Below are 15873 nucleotides of genomic sequence, written 5' to 3'. Positions count from 1 at the left end.
GCCGTGGTACTCAAGCCCGTCGTCGGGTTTGCCGTCGGAAATGTGCAAAAGTGTGGTTTTGCACGCTATTCCTGTGGAGGGGCAAGCACGGAACGGTTGCCGTTGGTCTCCATCGCGCTGACCAGTCCTGCCATTTCCATCTGCTCGATCAGCCGTGCGGCGCGATTGTAGCCGATTCTGAGCTGTCTTTGCACGCTCGAAATCGATGCGCGGCGGCTTTTCAGTACAAAGGCCACGGCTTCGTCGTAGAGCGGGTCGCTTTCGTCGCCACCCTCGCTGCCGCCGGCCGATCCGCCCCCCGCGCTTTCGGCGTCAAAACCACCGTTGAGAATGCCGTCGACGTAATCCGGTTCGCCGAATTGTTTCAAATACTCGACGACGTGATGCACCTCATCATCCGCGACAAAGGCGCCGTGCACGCGCTGCGGGTAGCCGGTGCCCGGCGGCAGGTAGAGCATGTCGCCCTGCCCCAGCAGGGCTTCCGCGCCCATCTGGTCCAGAATCGTGCGGCTGTCGACCTTGCTTGATACCTGGAAGGCAATCCGTGTCGGGATATTGGCCTTGATCAGCCCGGTGATCACGTCCACCGACGGCCGCTGGGTGGCGAGAATCAGGTGGATGCCGGCCGCGCGCGCCTTTTGTGCCAGCCGCGCGATCAGTTCCTCGATCTTCTTGCCGGCCACCATCATCAGGTCGGCGAACTCGTCGACCACCACCACGATAAACGGCAGGTGCTCCAGCGGCTCGGGATTATCCGGCGTCAGCGTGAACGGGTTGGTGAGCTTCTGGCCCAGCTTTTCCGCGTCCTTGATCTTGGCGTTGTAGCCGGCCAGATTGCGCACACCCAGATGGCTCATCAGCCGGTAACGCTTTTCCATTTCCGCCACGCACCAGTTCAGCGCGTTGGCGGCGAGCTTCATGTCGGTGACGACCGGCGCCAAGAGGTGCGGAATGCCTTCATAGATCGACAATTCGAGCATCTTCGGGTCGATCATGATGAATCTGACCTCGTCCGGCGTGGCCTTGTAAAGCATCGACAGGATCATCGCGTTCACGCCGACCGACTTGCCCGAGCCGGTGGTGCCGGCGACCAAGAGGTGCGGCGCCTTGGCCAGATCGGTGACGATGGGCTTGCCGGTGATGTCTTTGCCGAGCGCGAGTGTCAGTTTCGAGGCCTGACCGTGGAAGGGCTCGGACGAGAGAATTTCGGAGAGGCGGATCATCTGCCGCGTCGGGTTCGGCAATTCCAGTCCCATGCAGGTCTTGCCCGGGATGGTTTCGACGACGCGGATCGATACCAGCCCCAGCGCGCGTGCCAGATCCTTCATCAGGTTGACGATCTGGCTACCCTTGACGCCGGTAGCGGGATCAATCTCGTAGCGGGTGATGACCGGGCCGGGGTAGGCTGCAATGACCTTGACCTCGACGTTGAAGTCACCCAGCTTGCGCTCGATGAGCTGCGAGGTGAATTCGATGGTTTCCTTGCTGACCGACTCCTGCGCTGCAGGCGCGGGCGCCAGCAGCTTGAGCGAAGGCAGGTCGGGGCTGCTGCCCAAGGGAAGGTCATCGAACAGCATCGGTTGCTGGGCCTGTTTTCTGGCTTCGACAACCCGTTTTTCTTCCGCCTTGGTGACTGCCTTGGCAACGGGGACTGCCAGTTGCGGCTCTTCGATGATCAGCGGCGCCTTGTCTTCCTGGCGCTTTTTCTCGACGGTGACTTTCTTGTCGCGCTGGCGGGCAGCGGCCTTGCCAATGTGGCGGTCGCGTGCGGCCTGAATGCGCTGGATCAGCCAGACCCCGCTGATTTCAAGCGCTGTGCCGAGAACTTCCATTACGCGCAGCCAGGACAGACCGGTAAACAGTGAAACACCGACGCAGAACATGACGATGGCGGCGAGGGTGGCGCCACTGAAGCCGAGTCCTTGCAGCAGAATGCTGCCGATCCAGAAGCCGATCATGCCGCCGGCCGACTGGGGGAGAGGTGGTGTCAGCGTATAAAAGCGCAGCGCTTCGATGCTGGCGCTGGCGCAGAGAATGAAAAGAAAGCCGGTGCAGCTGAGGAGCAGCACCGGACGCGACGACTCGGTTGCAACACGGTCGATGCGCCGATAGCCCCACCAGATTGCGGCAAAACAGAAGGGAATCCACCACCAGGCCGACATGCCGAACAGTGACAGGAGCACGTCGGCAATCCAGGCGCCAAGACTGCCGCCCCGGTTCTGTATGGGACGTTCCACGCTGTTGGACCAGCCCGGATCGCCGGGGTGATAGGTGAACAGGACAATGCAGAGATAGACGACCGCAGCGACCAGCAGCAGCCACCAGGATTCGCGCAGCACATTGGCAAGCTGGGGAGGCAGTGCGGCGCGGGTTGAGGCGTTTGCGACGTTTTTCTTGCGGAAAAGGGCCATCGGTACTCGGGCGCGGTCTCGGTAATGGGCTGATTATACCGGCAGGCCGATACAGTTCGAAGAAAACTGCATATTCATGGGTATGAGTCTGCAGCCATTTGAAATCAAGGGCTCTGGATATATACGAGCTGGATTTCTTGCTGATGAAACACAGCTGGGCAAACCCGCCATGCAGAGGCTCTAGTGCTGCAGGTAGCCGGCCAGGCGGTTTTCCAGCAGGCGCGGGTTTTCACCATTGGCAATGCTGACCATGCCATCCATGAGCATCTCGCGGTAAGTGACTTCACGCTGGATATGCGTCTTGAGCTTGTTGGCGATCGGCAGGAACAGCAGGTTGGCAATCCCGATGCCATAGATGGTGGCAACAAAGGCGACCGCGATGCCGGCGCCGAGCCTGGACGGGTCGGAGAGGTTTTCCATGACGTGAATCAGCCCCATGACGGCACCCAGAATGCCGAAAGTGGGCGAATAGCCGCCGGCTGATTCCCAGATGCGCGCACTGGCGCGTGCCTGCAGGTCAAAGGCATCGACTTCCAGCTCCAGCGCCTTGCGAATGGTTTCCGGCTCGGCGCCGTCGACGACCATTTGCAGTGCACGTTTCACGTAAGGGTCTTTTTCGCTCTTGATGTAGGCTTCCAGTGCGAGCAAACCGCCGCGGCGGGCCTGCTGGCCCCAGTTGACAAGAATGCCGAGCTGGCGGCGGAAGTCGTGTTTGGGGGCGACGAAGACCCATTGCAGCATGCGCAGGCCCGCCAGAAAGTGACGCGGCTGGGTTTGCAGCATGACTGCGCCGACGGTGCCACCGATCACGATCAGGAATGCCGTGAGTTGAATCAGCGACGAGATGCTGCCGCCTTCCAGATACTGGCCGAGCAGGATGGCTGCAAGGCCGAGGATGATGCCGAGGATGCTGATCTTGTCCATGGGTGGAAGCCTAGCGGGAGGTGAGCCAGCCCTGCAGCCTTGCCCGCAGACGGGCAACGGCCTGGCTGTGTAACTGGCAGACGCGGGATTCGGTGACGCCAAGGACGGCGCCGATTTCCTTCAGGTTGAGCTCTTCGTCGTAATAGAGCGCCATCAGCAGCTGTTCGCGTTCGGGCAGCAGCTTGATGGCGTCGATCAGCTGCTGGCGAAAGCGCAGGTCGCTCAGCATGTCCAGTGGATTGCTGCTGTCATCCGCGGTGTACTGGTCAAGCTGGTCATTGTCTTCGCTGTCGCCGAAGTCCTCATAGTGGACGAGCTGATGGCCGCGGGCGTCGTGCAGCATGTCCTGGTATTCGGTCAGCGGGATGCCCATGGCCTCGGCGATTTCGCTTTCGCTGGGCGCGCGGCCAAGCGCGTGTTCGAGCTTGTGCAGGGTCGCCTCGATCTCGCGCATGTTGCGGCGGGCCTGACGTGGCAGCCAGTCGGCACTGCGCAATTCATCCAGCATGGCGCCGCGGATGCGCTGCGACGCATAGGTTTCGAATTGCACGCCGGCATCCGGATCGAAATTTCGCGCGGCTTCCATCAGACCCATCATGCCGACCTGGATCAGGTCATCGACCTCGACGCTGGCCGGCAGCCGGCTGATCATGTGATAGGCAATGCGCCGCACCAGTGGCGCGTGCTGGCGCACCCGTTCGTCTTCACTGGTGAGCTGGGTGCTGCGATAGAGAGATAAGGCTTTATGAGCCATGCTGGGTTGGCGGTGTCCGGTCTTGTTCAGGCAGTTTAGTCGAGTGTTTCGGCCCGGCGCTAGTTTGCCAGGCGTGTCTGCCCGAGTTTTTCTTCAAGCTGCATCAGTGCGCGAGCCAGCGCCCGATCGAGTCCCTGCACGGCAGGGTCTGCATCAGCGCTGGAAAGTGGCTCGCGTATCTCCAGCTGCCAGCTGGCCAGCGTCTTGTTGTCACCGCTGCCCTGAAGCAGCCTGATCTGCAAGCCGAGAACCGCTGCGGGAGCCTTCGGTTGTCGCACATCGACATACATGGCGTCAATGCGGGCTTGCAGCAGCCGATGGCTTTGCGTGCCTTCGCCGCCGGGGCGCGCCAGGGTGTAGCCGGCCTGCTGCAGCCAGCCCTGCATGCGCTGTCCGATGTTCTCGGTCGGTGGTGCGAGGAATACGTGGTAGAAATCCTGCACGAATCGCTGGTCGCTTTCGCGGTACACCAGCATGCGGTCACCGAAGGGGCGTGCGCTTTCCAGCGGCATGAGCACCAGTTCGCCGTGCCCCGTTGCTGCCGTAGCTGGACGGGTTGCGGTGAGCAGGTAGCCGCTGGGTTCAGCCGCCGGCGGGCGCAGGCTGCAGGCGATCAGCAGGCTGAAGAGCAGGGCGAGTAGCGAGAGCTTTAGTGGTTTGGTCATTTTGGAGGCTGATAGACGGGGGGCGGGTTGGCCAGCAGGCTGCCCGGATAATGATTGAGCTGTTCGGTCAGCCCTTTGAGCTGGATGCTGGCTGTGCGCAGATCATCCAGTGTGGCGCCGAGCTCGGCCTCACGGCTGCCCAGCAGTCTATCCAGTCTGGCCAGCGTGCTGTCCAGCCGCTGGATGGCGGATTCCAGCTCGGGCTTGTCGAGCAGCTGCCGCGTGCGGCGGGCGGCCGCGGCGATGTCCGCCGGGGCGGAGGCCAGTGCGGGGTCGGCCAGTATGGTGTTGAGCCTGGTACTGCTCTGGCGCAGGTCGGCCATGACGGCGGCCGTATCGCTGGCAATGCTTCTGACCGGTACTTTTTCGAGCTCGGCCAGAATGCGATCGGTGCGCTGGGTGATCTGTTCCAGTGGCATCTTGTCGAGTTTCTGGTTGGTTGTGCTCAGGAGCCGGTTCAGGTTGTCGACAGTCTGCTCCAGTGGCAGGCGCTCCATGCGCCCCAGCAAGTCCTGTGCCCCGCCAAGAATCTGCTGCACGGTGCTGCGTGCCGACGGAATATAGATGTTGTCCGGCGTCCAGCTCACAGGAATGGGCGGGTTGCTGGCCGGATTCAGGTAGTCGATTTCGAGGTAGGCCGTTCCGGTCAGCCCCTGTGGCGTCAGCTTGACGCGCAGGCCGCGCCGGATTTCGCTGGCAAGCTGCTGTTTTGCCACCGGGGTGTTGGCAAACATCGCGTTGTTGACCTTGGCCTGGATCATCACGTACTGCTTGCGGTCCTGCGGAGCCAGATTCTGCTGGTAGCGTTCGTAGCTGAAGCCGAGCGCGGTGACCTCGCCGACGACCACGCCGCGAAACTTGACCTTCGAACCGACATCGATGCCCTGCACGGACTCATCAAAGTAGCTCTCCAGCAAGACCGTATTGCGGCCCAGCTGGTTGCCACCGATCAGGAGCAGCAGCGCGCCAAGCGCCAGTGCGGCGACCAGCACGAAAAGGCCCAGCTTGAAATGATTCGCTTGTTCCATGGATCTCTAGCTGGCAGTCAAAGACAGCCTGCGCTCCGTTTTCACCGGCAGAGCCGGGGGAAATGTATGGGAAATGCAATATATCGCATTGATTTTTCGGTGCCCTGTTTGCGCCGGGCTTGGCCCGGTTCACGCTGCTGGTTGATAAGCATGTTGTTCATTTCGGGCTAGTCTTCGGGCTTGCGCAGGAAAAAACCGCTCACGATCGGGTTGGCGTGGCGGGCGAGCTCGTCGGGGGTGCCGCTGGCAATGATACCTTGCACAGACCTGTCCAGCATAATTGCCCGGTCGGCAATTGCGTGGATGCTGGCAAGTTCATGGGTGACAACCACAAAAGTCATGCCCTGGCTTTCTGCCAGCCGGCGGATCAATGCATCAAGTCCGGCCGAGGTAACCGGGTCGAGGCCGGCCGAGGGTTCGTCGAGAAAGAGAATCTGCGGGTCGAGCGCCATGGCACGCGCGATGGCCGCGCGTTTCTGCATGCCGCCTGACAATTCGGCCGGGAAGAGGGCGGCAAAATCTTCCAGTCCGACCAGGCGCAGCTTGAGGCGGGCGATCAGCTCGATGGCGGCGGCGTCCAGCCGGGTGAAGGTTTCCAGTGGCAGGCGGACATTGTCGAGCACCGACATCGAGCCGAACAGTGCGCCGGACTGATACATGACACCGATGCGGCGCAATATACATTGACGTGTATTGGCGTCAGACCCAATGAATTCATCACCTCCAATGCATATACCTCCTGATGCCGGGGAGATGAGGCCGATCATGTGCTTCAGGAGCGTCGACTTGCCGCAGCCCGAGCCGCCAAGGATGGTGACGACCTCGCCGGCGGCGATGTCAAAGCTGACGTCGCGCAGGATGGTGCGGCTGCCATAACGGCAAACCAGATCGCGCACTTCGATCAGTGCCATGGCAAGAACCTGTTCATGATCTTTTCGCGCCAGCGTTCATGGCCGTGCCGGCAAAGGACAAGGCACGGGACGCGCCGTGGTGCAAGTACCACCAGCGGCTCGTAACGCGGTGATTTGCCGGCAATGCCACGAACCCGAAGGGCCGGCCCGTAAAACGGTCATTCACTGTGTTGCACTCCTTGCCAATAACGCGTTATTGGCTGTGTCGTACGCCGTGTGCCTGACCGTTTTACGGGGCGGCGCTGGCGTGAAATGATCATGAACAGGTTCTTACCACCCCATCAGGTAGTAGATGAAAGCAAAGATGCCGTCGGTGACGACCAGCGTGACCAGCATGTAGACCACGGCACGGGTTGTCGCATTGCCGACGGCGCTGGCGCCATTGCCGGCCGACAGGCCGAACAGGCAGCCGATGCCGGCAATTTCCAGGCCGTAGACCCCGGCTTTCAGCATGCCGCTGGCGAAATCGCCGAGATCGACAGCCCCTGAAATCTGGCCCATGAAGGTGCCGAAGGGGATGCCGAAGCCCTTCATCACCAGCGCTCCGCCGGTCAGTCCGATCAGCTCGGCAAAGATGGTCAGCAGCGGTGCCATGAGCGTGCAGGCAATCAGGCGCGGCAAGACCAGAAAACGCAGCGGGTCGATGCCGAAGGTCAGCAGAGCATTGATTTCCTCGTTGACCTTCATGGTGCCGAGTTCGGCAGTGTAGGCCGCGCCGGTACGACCGGCCAGCACGATGGCCATCATCAGCGGGCTGAGTTCGCGGATCAGCGACAGCCCCAACAGGTTGGCGACAAATACTTCGGCGCCGAACTGCCGCATCGGCAGTGCCGACTGGAAGGCGAGAATGACACCCAGCAGCAGCGAAATCAGCGCCATGATCGGCAGGGCATTGGTGCCGCAGTCATTGCACAGCCGCCAGATTTCGGAGCTGCGCAGCGTGCGCGCCTGCGGCGCGCTGTTTTTCAGTGCCAGCAGCAGGCCGCCGATAAAGGAAACCTGGTTGCGCCATTGTCCGATCAGCAGTGCGACCTGATGGCCGAGCTGGCTGATCGGGCCGGCCTTGCGCGCCGTGTGCATGACGGGCAGCGCTTTGTCCGGTTGCAGGGCGGCGAGCTGGCGGGCATTTTCCTCGCCCAGGCCCTGCAGTGTGATTCCGCGCCGCGAGAGATCGAACAGCAATGCCGTGCCTGCACCATCGCAGTGGGTGAGGCCGGCCAGATCAAGGATGTCGCCAGACTTCAGCTGTGCACGCAGTTGTGGCCACAGCGTTTCGATGGTGGTGAGCTGCAGCGGGCCGCGAAGCTGCCAGCCTTCGCCGTCCTGATGCAGGGTGGTGACCGGAGTGCTTGCGTGGTCATTCATGCCTGGCTCGCCGTGCTGTCATAGTGGTCGAAGCGCTGCCGGCTGGATTCAATCAGATGATAAACAAAGCCGGCAGGTGAAATCGCCGGAGAAGCCGGAGGTGCCCAGCGCAGCATGCTGTCTGCCAGCTGGCGGAAGGCGACGCTGCCTTCGCTGTCGGGGAAGGCGCTGATGACGCTGCAGCCCATGCGGTTGGCCTGGGCGATGCAGTCATCTTCGGGGACAAAGCCGATCAGGCGCAGTGTCAGGCTGTCATCCAGATATTGCAGTGCAACGGTTTTCAGGCGCTGGAACAGCGCGGTGGCTTCGGCCAGCGTCTCCACCCGGTTGACCAGAATGCGGAAATCGCGCCGGCCGTGTTCGGTTGCCAGCAGTTTGATGCTGGCGTAGCTATCGGTGAGCGAATCGGCCCGGTTGTTCAGGACGATCACGACGTCATCGGCAGCCATCGACAGGCTGGTGATGCCGTGGCTGGTCGACGGGCGGGTGTCGAGCAGCAGGTAGTCGGCATGGCAGGCCAGTTGCTCGAATTCGGCGGCCAGCCAGCGCTGTTCACCGTCATTCAGGCAGGCGAGCGCCGCCGGAGGGGCTGCAATCGGCAGCAGGCCGAATCCCTCAGGGGTGAGCTGCAGCAGGGTGGTCAGCTCGATCTGGCGCTGCAGGACGTGCTCGAGATGGAATCGCGCCGGCATGCGCAGGCGTTGGCTGATGTTGTGATTACCGCCAAATTCGTCGAGTACCAGTACTTCGCGCTGGCGCTCGACCAGTGCCGCAGCCAGATTGATCACGGTGGTGGTGGAGCCGGCCGAGCCCAGGCTGCCGGTGATGCTGATACTGCGAACGGGCGACGGGGTGACCAGCTGCCGCAAGCCCGCAGCCTGATCGACCTGGCGCCTAGCCATTGCCGCCACTCCATTTCAGCGAGAAGTCGCCGGGCGTATCCTGCGCACCCATGTAGAGCGGGTACTCGTCATTGTGCAGCTGGTAAACGCCATTATCCTGCTGGTTGCGGAACGCACGGTCGATCAGGTAATCGGTGTTCGGGCGGTGCAGGTCTTCCGGCACGCGTTGGCCGTTGGTGACGAAATGCAGCGGCAGGCGATGGCGGATGGCGACGTCGAGGCAGCCACCCAGATTCATGGTTTCATCGAGCTTGGTCAGGATGCTGCCGACCAGTTGTCGGTTCTTGTAGCGGCGTGCCACGTCGTCCAGTGTGGCCGATTGTGCGTTGGCTGACAGCAGCAGGAGCGTGCCGACATTGTCCTGGTTGAACAGCGCGAGCTGTTCGCTGATGCGCAGGTCGCGTTGGCCCATGCCGACGGTGTCGATCAGGATCAGGTGGCGCTGCGAAAGTTCGCCCAGAGTCAGTTGCAGGTCGGTTTCATCCTTGATTTCATGTACCGGCACGCTGAGGATGCGGCCGTAAATGCGCAGCTGATCGTGCGCGCCGATCCGGTAACTGTCGGTGGTGAGCAGTGCAACGGATTGCGGTCCGTGTGTCAGCGCGCAGCGCGCGGCCAGCTTGGCAACGGTGGTGGTTTTGCCCACGCCGGTTGGCCCGATCAGGGCATAGATGCCGCCGCGCTGAACCAGGTCGTCCGTCGAGCTGACGCTGCTGAGGTTGTGCGCGAGTGCGGCTTTGACCCATTTCAGGCTTTGCTCGATCGACTGGCCTGCCGGCAGCTTGTCGATCAGTTGGCGCGAGAGCGCCGGGCAGAAACCTGCACCCAGCAGCTGGCGCAAGACTTCCAGTTTTTCCGGCGCATGCTTGGCAAGCTCTCCCCAGGCCATGCCGGCCAGCTGGCTTTCCAGCAGTCCACGCAGCATGCGGACTTCACGGGCGATATCACTGACCGCTTCCTGGCTGGCGACATGGGTATTGTTCTGTGGCCGTTTCGATTCGGGTTCTTCGAAGGTGAAACGGGGTGGGGGTATGTGAGACGGGGCCGGTTCGGGCTGGCGCTGGACGGGGCGTTGTTGCGGTGCACTGGCTACAGCGGTGTAATCGTTCCGGTCGATGACGGGGCGGTTGCGGTTGCTGCGCAGTACCGACGGCGTTTCAGGTGGCAGATCGTCGAGTGTTGGCTCGTCGTCTTCATCGGCAATGGCGTAAGAGCGCGCCAGGGCGCGGGCAATCGGCGCCTCGGCCTGCGCATTCTGCATGAGGCGCGCACCATTCTGGGCGGCCCGCGTGGCGGGTTTCGGGCTGGCGCTTACGGTCTGGATGCTGGTCAGCGCGGCCACATCGGCGTCGGCAACCGCCATGATTTCGATGCCGCCACCGGCCACCTGCCTGTTCGACAGGATGAGCGCATCCGGGCCAAGTTCATCCCGAACTTGGCGCAGTGCGTCCCGAGTGCTTGCTCCGAAAAATTTTTTTACCACCATGTTGTCAGTGTCGCAGCGTGTTCCGTTTGGTTCGGGAGGTTCGGCAAGGCTTCCCAATTCTGCCATGCCTGCCCAGTCTGGCGACAGGGGCGGCGCAGATATTAGCACTTAATGTTGCTGAAACGATCAGCCAGCCCCCAGTAAAGCCACGATACGGATGGTTTTGGTGTCCGGAATTTCGGTGTGGGCAATGACGCGCAAGCCGGGAACGGCTCGCCGCAGGAAACGGCTCAGCATGGGGCGCAGCTGGGCTGGGGTGATCAGAACCGGATTGATACCCTGGTTTTCCACCTGCTCGGTAACGCTGGAGGCCTGCTTTAGCAGGCGCTCGGCCAGACCGGGTTCCAGCCCGCCCTGACTGCGCCCCGAGGCGGCCGAGAGCAGGATGTTCTCGAGTTGCGGCTCGAGTGCGACCACTTGCAGCTCATCTTCACCCGGGAAGAGCTGGTGAACGATGGCACGCCCGAGCGCCACGCGCACGACGGCGGTGAGTTCGTCGATATCCTGCATCTTGGGCAGGTGCTCGCCGAGTGTTTCCAGGATGCTGCGCAGGTCGCGGATGTGCAGGCCTTCTTCCAGCAGGTTTTGCAGCACTTTCTGCAGCGTGCCAATGGGGACGATCTTGGGTACCAGATCTTCGACCAGCTTGGGAGATTCCTTGGCGAAGTGGTCAAGCAGGGCCTGTACTTCCTCGCGCCCGAGCAGCTCGGCGGCGTGATTCTGCAGGATGTTTGAGATGTGCGTGCCTACCACGGTCGAGGCATCGACAACGGTATAGCCCATGGCCTGCGCCTGATCGCGCTGGCTGCCCTCAATCCAGGTGGCGGGCAGGCCGAAGGTCGGGTCCTGGGTCTGCGTGCCATTGAGTTTGCCGCTGGCATTGCCGGGGTTGATGGCCAGCCACTGGCCGGCGTAGGCGTCACCCTGGCCGATGTCGACACCCTTGAGCTGAATGCGGTACTGATTCGGTTTCAGTTCAAGATTGTCGCGGATATGGACTGCCGGCATCAGGAAGCCCAGATCCTGCGCGAGCTTTTTCCGGATGCCGCGGATGCGGCGCAGGAGTTCTCCATCCTGATTGCGGTCGACGAGGGGGATCAGCCGGTAGCCGACTTCCAGTCCCAGCAGGTCGACCGGTTGTACATCGGCCCAGCTGACTTCCTGTAGCGGTGCAGCTTCCGGTGGTGCTGCACCTTCTGCTGCCCCTGGTGCACCGGCCTGACCGGCTGAGGCTGCGGGTCGCAGCTCGCGTTGTTCCAGCCACCAGGCAAGGCCTGCGGCGATGGCGGCCATCAGCAGGAAGGCGAAGTGCGGCATACCGGGAATCAGCCCCAGAATGCCGAGTACCGAAGCGGTAATGTAGAGCACCTGCGGGCGGGCAAACATCTGGCCAAGAATCTGCTCGGACATGTCCTGCTCGGTGCCGACGCGCGAGACGACAATACCGGCTGCAACCGAGATGATCAGACCGGGAATCTGGGCAACGAGGCCGTCACCAATTGTGAGCATGGAGTAGGTCTTGCCGGCTTCGGCAAAGCCGAGGTCGTGCTGCATCATGCCGATGATCAGTCCGCCGACCAGATTGATGACCATGATCAGGATGCCGGCGATGGCATCGCCTCGCACGAATTTCGACGCACCATCCATCGAGCCGAAAAAGTCCGATTCCTGGGCGATTTCGGTGCGGCGGCGGCGGGCTTCTTCTTCGCCGATCAGGCCGGCATTCAGGTCGGCATCGATGGCCATCTGTTTGCCTGGCATGGCATCGAGGGCGAAACGGGCGCTGACTTCGGCGATCCGGCCGGCGCCCTTGGTGATTACCATGAAGTTGATAATAGTGAGAATCACGAATGCAATGATCCCGACCGTGATGTTGTCGCCGATCAGAACGTGGCCGAAGGCTTCGATGACCTTGCCAGCCGCGTCGCCGCCGGTGTGGCCTTCGGTCAGGACCAGCTTGGTTGATGCCACGTTGAGCGACAGCCGCAGCAGGGTGGTGATCAGTAGTACGGTCGGGAAGCTCGAAAACTCAAGTGGCTGGCGGGTATACAGGCTCACCATCAGAACGATGACGGAAAGCGCGATATTGAACGTGAAGAAGAAATCGAGCACGAGCGGTGGCAGCGGCAGAACCATCATGCCGAGTACCATCAGGATCAGTACGGGGCCGGCAAGCCGGCTGAGATTGAATTTGCCCACGATGCTTGATCTGTATTTCAGTGTTTTGCGCGTTTATGCCGGCATGATTCAGCCGTTGCCGGATTCCGGATCCAGCTCGCTGGGGACTGGCAGGGTATCGTTCAACTGCGGTTCGGTACCGCCATAGCGGTGATACAGGCGCAGCTGATAGATGTAGGCCAGTACTTCGGCTGCCGCAGTATACAACGACGCCGGAATCTCTGAGCCGAGTTCGGCATGATGATAGAGCGCCCGTGCAAAAGGCGGGGTGCGAACCACCGCGACCTTGTGTTCACGCCCCAGTTCGATTATCCGCTCGGCCAGCAGAAAGGCCCCCTTTGCTACAACTTGCGGAGCCCGCATGTTTTCGGTGTAGCGCAGTGCGACGGCATAGTGGGTCGGGTTGGTGACGATGACATCGGCCTTCGGGATTTCGGCCATCATTCGCTTGCGGGCTGCTTCGCGCTGCAACTGGCGGATGCGCCCCTTGACCTGAGGGTCCCCTTCGGATTCCTTGGATTCCTGCCGGACCTCTTCCTTGGTCATGCGCAGCCCCTTGTAGTAATCCCAGAGCTGGAAAGGAACGTCGATCAGGACAATGGCAGCCATGGCACCCACGACACTCAATAGCGTAAAGCGGATCATTTCCCATAAATAGAGAAAGCCAGTATCGGGAGGCATGCTGACCAGTGCGATGAACTGGTCCTTTTCTTTCCAGAGTACGAAGGTGGCGACGCCACCGATCAGTGCGGATTTGAGAATGGTCTTGATCATCTCGACCACACTGCGAACCGACAGCATTCGGCCTATGCCGCTCACTGGGTTCATGCGGCCGAAGTTGAAGGCTAGCGACTCGAATGTGAATAGCCAGCCGCCTATCATCATTGGAGCCAGAATGGCAGCCAGAGCCGTGGCGGTGAGCACCGGAATGAGTGCGAGCAGGGAGGTCTGCAGCATGCTCACAAACAGTTCGAGCATGATCTGGGTGTCGTTCAGTTGAGTCCGATTGAATGTGAACGCTTTGCGGGTGATGGTCGCGAGGGTTTGGTAGAGCGCAGGCCCCTGCATGAAGAGCATCAGCAGGCCGGCCATCAGTGTGGCAAAGGTGGTGAGTTCGTGCGAACGGGGAATCTGCCCCTTGTTTCTGGCCTCTTCTAGTCTTCGCGCCGAGGGTTCTTCGGTGCGTTCGAGATCGGAGTCTTCAGCCATGCCTTACCTGATGCCGTCATGTGAGCCTGTTGCTTGGCATCATACTTGCTTTATATGGGGCGTAACGTACTTTCGAGGTGTTCCATGTCCATGCCCCTTGGTTCTTCGCCCCAGATTGTGGCCGTCCGGCCCGCTGCTGATGAGCCGGCTCCGTCGCGCTCCGAGCGGCCTGACAATGCTGCTGGCAATTTCGGCAAGGCATTGGCCGAGCAAGTTGCCAGGCAGCGTCCCGAAAGTAAGCCCGGGCGCTCGGAAAGTGCTGATGATGAGCTGGACGATGGGGCCGAACAGAGCTCCTCGCTTGCCGATACGAATGCTGCTGTTCTGGCGCTGCTTGCTGCACAGGCCCAGCCGGTGCTGGCTGAAGTTCGTAGTGACGTGACGGTCGATACTGCACAGGCTGGAGGGACGCAAGCTGAAAATGGTTCGAGCGGGATGCTGGCTGCCATGATTCAGTTGCAGCAGGCTGCGGTAGTACCTGCTGAGGAGGTTGCACCAGCAGGAGGCGTACCCCAATCGCCTGTTTTGGATGGTGGCCTTGATGGCATGCTGGCTCTTGGTGCGGACAAGGCAGACAAGCCTTTACCCGGAGGGCGGTCCCTTGCAGCAACTCCGGTGCCAACTGCCCAAGCTGGTGTTGTACCGGATGCGGGGGGCAGGGCGGCAACTATTGCCGCCGCGGCGACCTTCGAGTTGCCGCTGCCGGCGGAAGAAGGGGCTGATGTCGTGCCTGCGGCCTCCGGTTTTGCCGGTTTGGGCGAGATGGCTGCGAAGGGGGCAGGTCATGCTGCTGCAACCGCTGCACCTGCTCATGAAGTGCCTCGCGTGTCCGAGCCAGTTGGTTCCGGGCGCTGGGGAGATGCGGTTGCCCAGCGCGTCGGGCTGATGCTGGGACGCGGGGAGCAGCAGATCGACATGCAACTCAATCCACCGCATCTGGGTCCGATGGAGGTGCGCCTGAATCTTGGTAACGAACAGGCAAGTGTTGTATTTACGTCGCAGCATGCCGCCGTTCGCGAAGCGCTTGCTGCAGCTACGCCAAAGCTCACCGCCCTGCTTGCAGACCAGGGAATCCAGCTGGTTGATGTGAAGGTTGCCAGCGACAGTCTGCAGCAACAGCACCATCAGCAACAGCAGGCTGCCCAGCAACAATCCTATCCAAATGAACAGGGTACGGCACGTGCGGCGGCATCCTATGCCTTTGCCGGTCAAGATGCTGTAATGGCGAATGTGTCGGAAGGTCTGTCGGTGCGCCTCCCTGTTGCCAGGGGTGGGGTCAGTCTCTACGTCTGAGTTGGCCGCGTCCATTCTTAGGGATTACCTGAGCTAACGCAGCTTACTGCTTGTTTCAAGAGCGCTTTTGTTTTATAAACAACGAGCCGTATCAGGATTTGCTGGTGCGGCTCGTTTGCGTCCGGGTACGCAAACCGGATTCTATTGCCGTTCCGGCGCCAAATTGTGGGTGAACTTATGTCCGACGCCAAGGCTGATGCCGCTCCTCCCTCCAAAAAAAGCAAGCTTCTGCTGATCATCGTGATTGTGCTGCTTCTGGCTGTGCTTGCTGTTGGCGGCCTGCTGGCGTACATCCTGGCCAAGCCGGCTGATGGCGGTGCCGATGAAGCGGTCGCCGAGGCACAGGGCGGCCATGGCGAAGAAAAAAAGAAAGAAAAAAAGAAGGACGCCAAGGAGGAGCACCCGCCCATCTACGAGAAGCTGCAGGCTGACCCGTTTACCGTCAATCTGACGGGTGAGGCTGATTCTGTGTTGCAGGTCGAAATTTTTGTCGAACTCGCTGACGAACAGCAAAAGGAAAAACTGAAAAACTTTCAGCCCAAGATTCAGGGCGCGGTCATCAAGCTCATTGGCAGCAAGACTCTGGAAGAGGTGCGCACATCCAAGGGGCAGGAAGATCTGGCTCGCGAAATCCGCGAAAGGATCAACGAAATTCTCGGAGCCGAAGGCAAGGACGAGGGTGTCCTCAGCGTGAATTTCACTAAATATTTCTATCAATGATCCGATCTAGCGATTTACCAGAGGCTT

Annotated in this window: 13 protein-coding genes; 2 read left to right on the top strand and 11 right to left on the bottom strand. The window is 61.0% G+C overall.

Features of this window, described 5'->3' with window-relative positions; genetic code table 11:
- Positions 1–65 precede the first annotated feature (65 nt).
- The 11 genes from H559_RS0115075 to flhB all read right to left on the bottom strand — a co-directional run bounded on the left by H559_RS0115075 (position 66) and on the right by flhB (position 13833).
- Positions 66–2411: a DNA translocase FtsK gene (locus H559_RS0115075; RefSeq protein ID WP_028453356.1), complete on the bottom strand. Its 2346-nt coding sequence runs from the start codon at positions 2409–2411 to the stop codon at positions 66–68.
- A 180-nt stretch (positions 2412–2591) separates the two neighbouring features.
- Positions 2592–3335, bottom strand: a complete 744-nt coding sequence (locus H559_RS0115070) for a flagellar motor protein (RefSeq protein ID WP_028453355.1) — start codon at positions 3333–3335, stop codon at positions 2592–2594.
- Positions 3336–3345: 10 nt separating this feature from the next.
- Positions 3346–4089, bottom strand: coding sequence for an RNA polymerase sigma factor FliA (locus tag H559_RS0115065; RefSeq protein ID WP_028453354.1), 744 nt, complete (start codon positions 4087–4089; stop codon positions 3346–3348).
- 59 nt (positions 4090–4148) lie between these two features.
- A complete protein-coding gene (locus H559_RS0115060; RefSeq protein WP_028453353.1) occupies positions 4149–4754 on the bottom strand; it encodes an ABC-type transport auxiliary lipoprotein family protein in 606 nt (201 codons plus the stop codon).
- Positions 4751–5782, bottom strand: a complete 1032-nt coding sequence (locus H559_RS0115055) for an MlaD family protein (RefSeq protein ID WP_028453352.1) — start codon at positions 5780–5782, stop codon at positions 4751–4753. The genes H559_RS0115060 and H559_RS0115055 overlap by 4 nt, the downstream gene beginning before the upstream one ends.
- Positions 5783–5949: 167 nt before the next feature.
- Positions 5950–6693 (bottom strand): ABC transporter ATP-binding protein, encoded by a 744-nt coding sequence (locus H559_RS0115050; RefSeq protein ID WP_028453351.1) that lies wholly within the window; start codon positions 6691–6693, stop codon positions 5950–5952.
- A gap of 270 nt (positions 6694–6963) precedes the next feature.
- Entirely contained in the window at positions 6964–8058 is a 1095-nt protein-coding gene (locus tag H559_RS20695; RefSeq protein ID WP_051279570.1) for an ABC transporter permease, read from the bottom strand.
- Positions 8055–8960, bottom strand: coding sequence for a MinD/ParA family ATP-binding protein (locus H559_RS0115040; protein WP_028453350.1), 906 nt, complete (start codon positions 8958–8960; stop codon positions 8055–8057). Before H559_RS0115040 ends, H559_RS20695 begins: the two co-directional genes overlap by 4 nt.
- Positions 8953–10446 carry a flagellar biosynthesis GTPase FlhF gene (gene flhF, locus H559_RS0115035; RefSeq protein ID WP_028453349.1) on the bottom strand — a complete coding sequence of 498 codons (1494 nt, stop codon included), beginning with the start codon at positions 10444–10446 and terminating at the stop codon, positions 8953–8955. The genes H559_RS0115040 and flhF overlap by 8 nt, the downstream gene beginning before the upstream one ends.
- 126 nt (positions 10447–10572) lie before the next feature.
- Positions 10573–12585: a flagellar biosynthesis protein FlhA gene (gene flhA, locus H559_RS0115030; protein WP_373277364.1), complete on the bottom strand. Its 2013-nt coding sequence runs from the start codon at positions 12583–12585 to the stop codon at positions 10573–10575.
- 108 nt (positions 12586–12693) lie between these two features.
- Entirely contained in the window at positions 12694–13833 is a 1140-nt protein-coding gene (flhB, locus tag H559_RS0115025) for a flagellar biosynthesis protein FlhB (RefSeq protein WP_028453347.1), read from the bottom strand.
- A gap of 84 nt (positions 13834–13917) precedes the next feature.
- Between flhB and H559_RS0115020 the strand changes: the two genes are divergently transcribed.
- Together H559_RS0115020 and H559_RS20690 are read left to right on the top strand one after the other, a co-directional pair.
- Positions 13918–15126 (top strand): flagellar hook-length control protein FliK, encoded by a 1209-nt coding sequence (locus H559_RS0115020; protein ID WP_028453346.1) that lies wholly within the window; start codon positions 13918–13920, stop codon positions 15124–15126.
- 177 nt (positions 15127–15303) lie between these two features.
- Positions 15304–15846, top strand: a complete 543-nt coding sequence (locus tag H559_RS20690; RefSeq protein ID WP_051279568.1) for a flagellar basal body-associated FliL family protein — start codon at positions 15304–15306, stop codon at positions 15844–15846.
- Positions 15847–15873: the final 27 nt, after the last annotated feature.

Source organism: Chitinilyticum aquatile DSM 21506 (genome assembly GCF_000430805.1).
Taxonomy (GTDB): domain Bacteria; phylum Pseudomonadota; class Gammaproteobacteria; order Burkholderiales; family Chitinibacteraceae; genus Chitinilyticum; species Chitinilyticum aquatile.
The sequence above is the reverse complement of the archived record's forward strand: the minus strand, read 5'-3'. Positions and strand labels throughout refer to the sequence as shown.

Coding starts and splice junctions, on each gene's coding strand:
- H559_RS0115075 (WP_028453356.1), bottom strand. CDS start 2,411: ATGGCCCTTTTCCGCAAGAAAAACGTCGCAAACGCCTCAACCCGCGCC.
- H559_RS0115070 (WP_028453355.1), bottom strand. CDS start 3,335: ATGGACAAGATCAGCATCCTCGGCATCATCCTCGGCCTTGCAGCCATC.
- H559_RS0115065 (WP_028453354.1), bottom strand. CDS start 4,089: ATGGCTCATAAAGCCTTATCTCTCTATCGCAGCACCCAGCTCACCAGT.
- H559_RS0115060 (WP_028453353.1), bottom strand. CDS start 4,754: ATGACCAAACCACTAAAGCTCTCGCTACTCGCCCTGCTCTTCAGCCTG.
- H559_RS0115055 (WP_028453352.1), bottom strand. CDS start 5,782: ATGGAACAAGCGAATCATTTCAAGCTGGGCCTTTTCGTGCTGGTCGCC.
- H559_RS0115050 (WP_028453351.1), bottom strand. CDS start 6,693: ATGGCACTGATCGAAGTGCGCGATCTGGTTTGCCGTTATGGCAGCCGC.
- H559_RS20695 (WP_051279570.1), bottom strand. CDS start 8,058: ATGAATGACCACGCAAGCACTCCGGTCACCACCCTGCATCAGGACGGC.
- H559_RS0115040 (WP_028453350.1), bottom strand. CDS start 8,960: ATGGCTAGGCGCCAGGTCGATCAGGCTGCGGGCTTGCGGCAGCTGGTC.
- flhF (WP_028453349.1), bottom strand. CDS start 10,446: ATGGTGGTAAAAAAATTTTTCGGAGCAAGCACTCGGGACGCACTGCGC.
- flhA (WP_373277364.1), bottom strand. CDS start 12,585: ATGATGGTTCTGCCGCTGCCACCGCTCGTGCTCGATTTCTTCTTCACG.
- flhB (WP_028453347.1), bottom strand. CDS start 13,833: ATGGCTGAAGACTCCGATCTCGAACGCACCGAAGAACCCTCGGCGCGA.
- H559_RS0115020 (WP_028453346.1), top strand. CDS start 13,918: ATGTCCATGCCCCTTGGTTCTTCGCCCCAGATTGTGGCCGTCCGGCCC.
- H559_RS20690 (WP_051279568.1), top strand. CDS start 15,304: ATGTCCGACGCCAAGGCTGATGCCGCTCCTCCCTCCAAAAAAAGCAAG.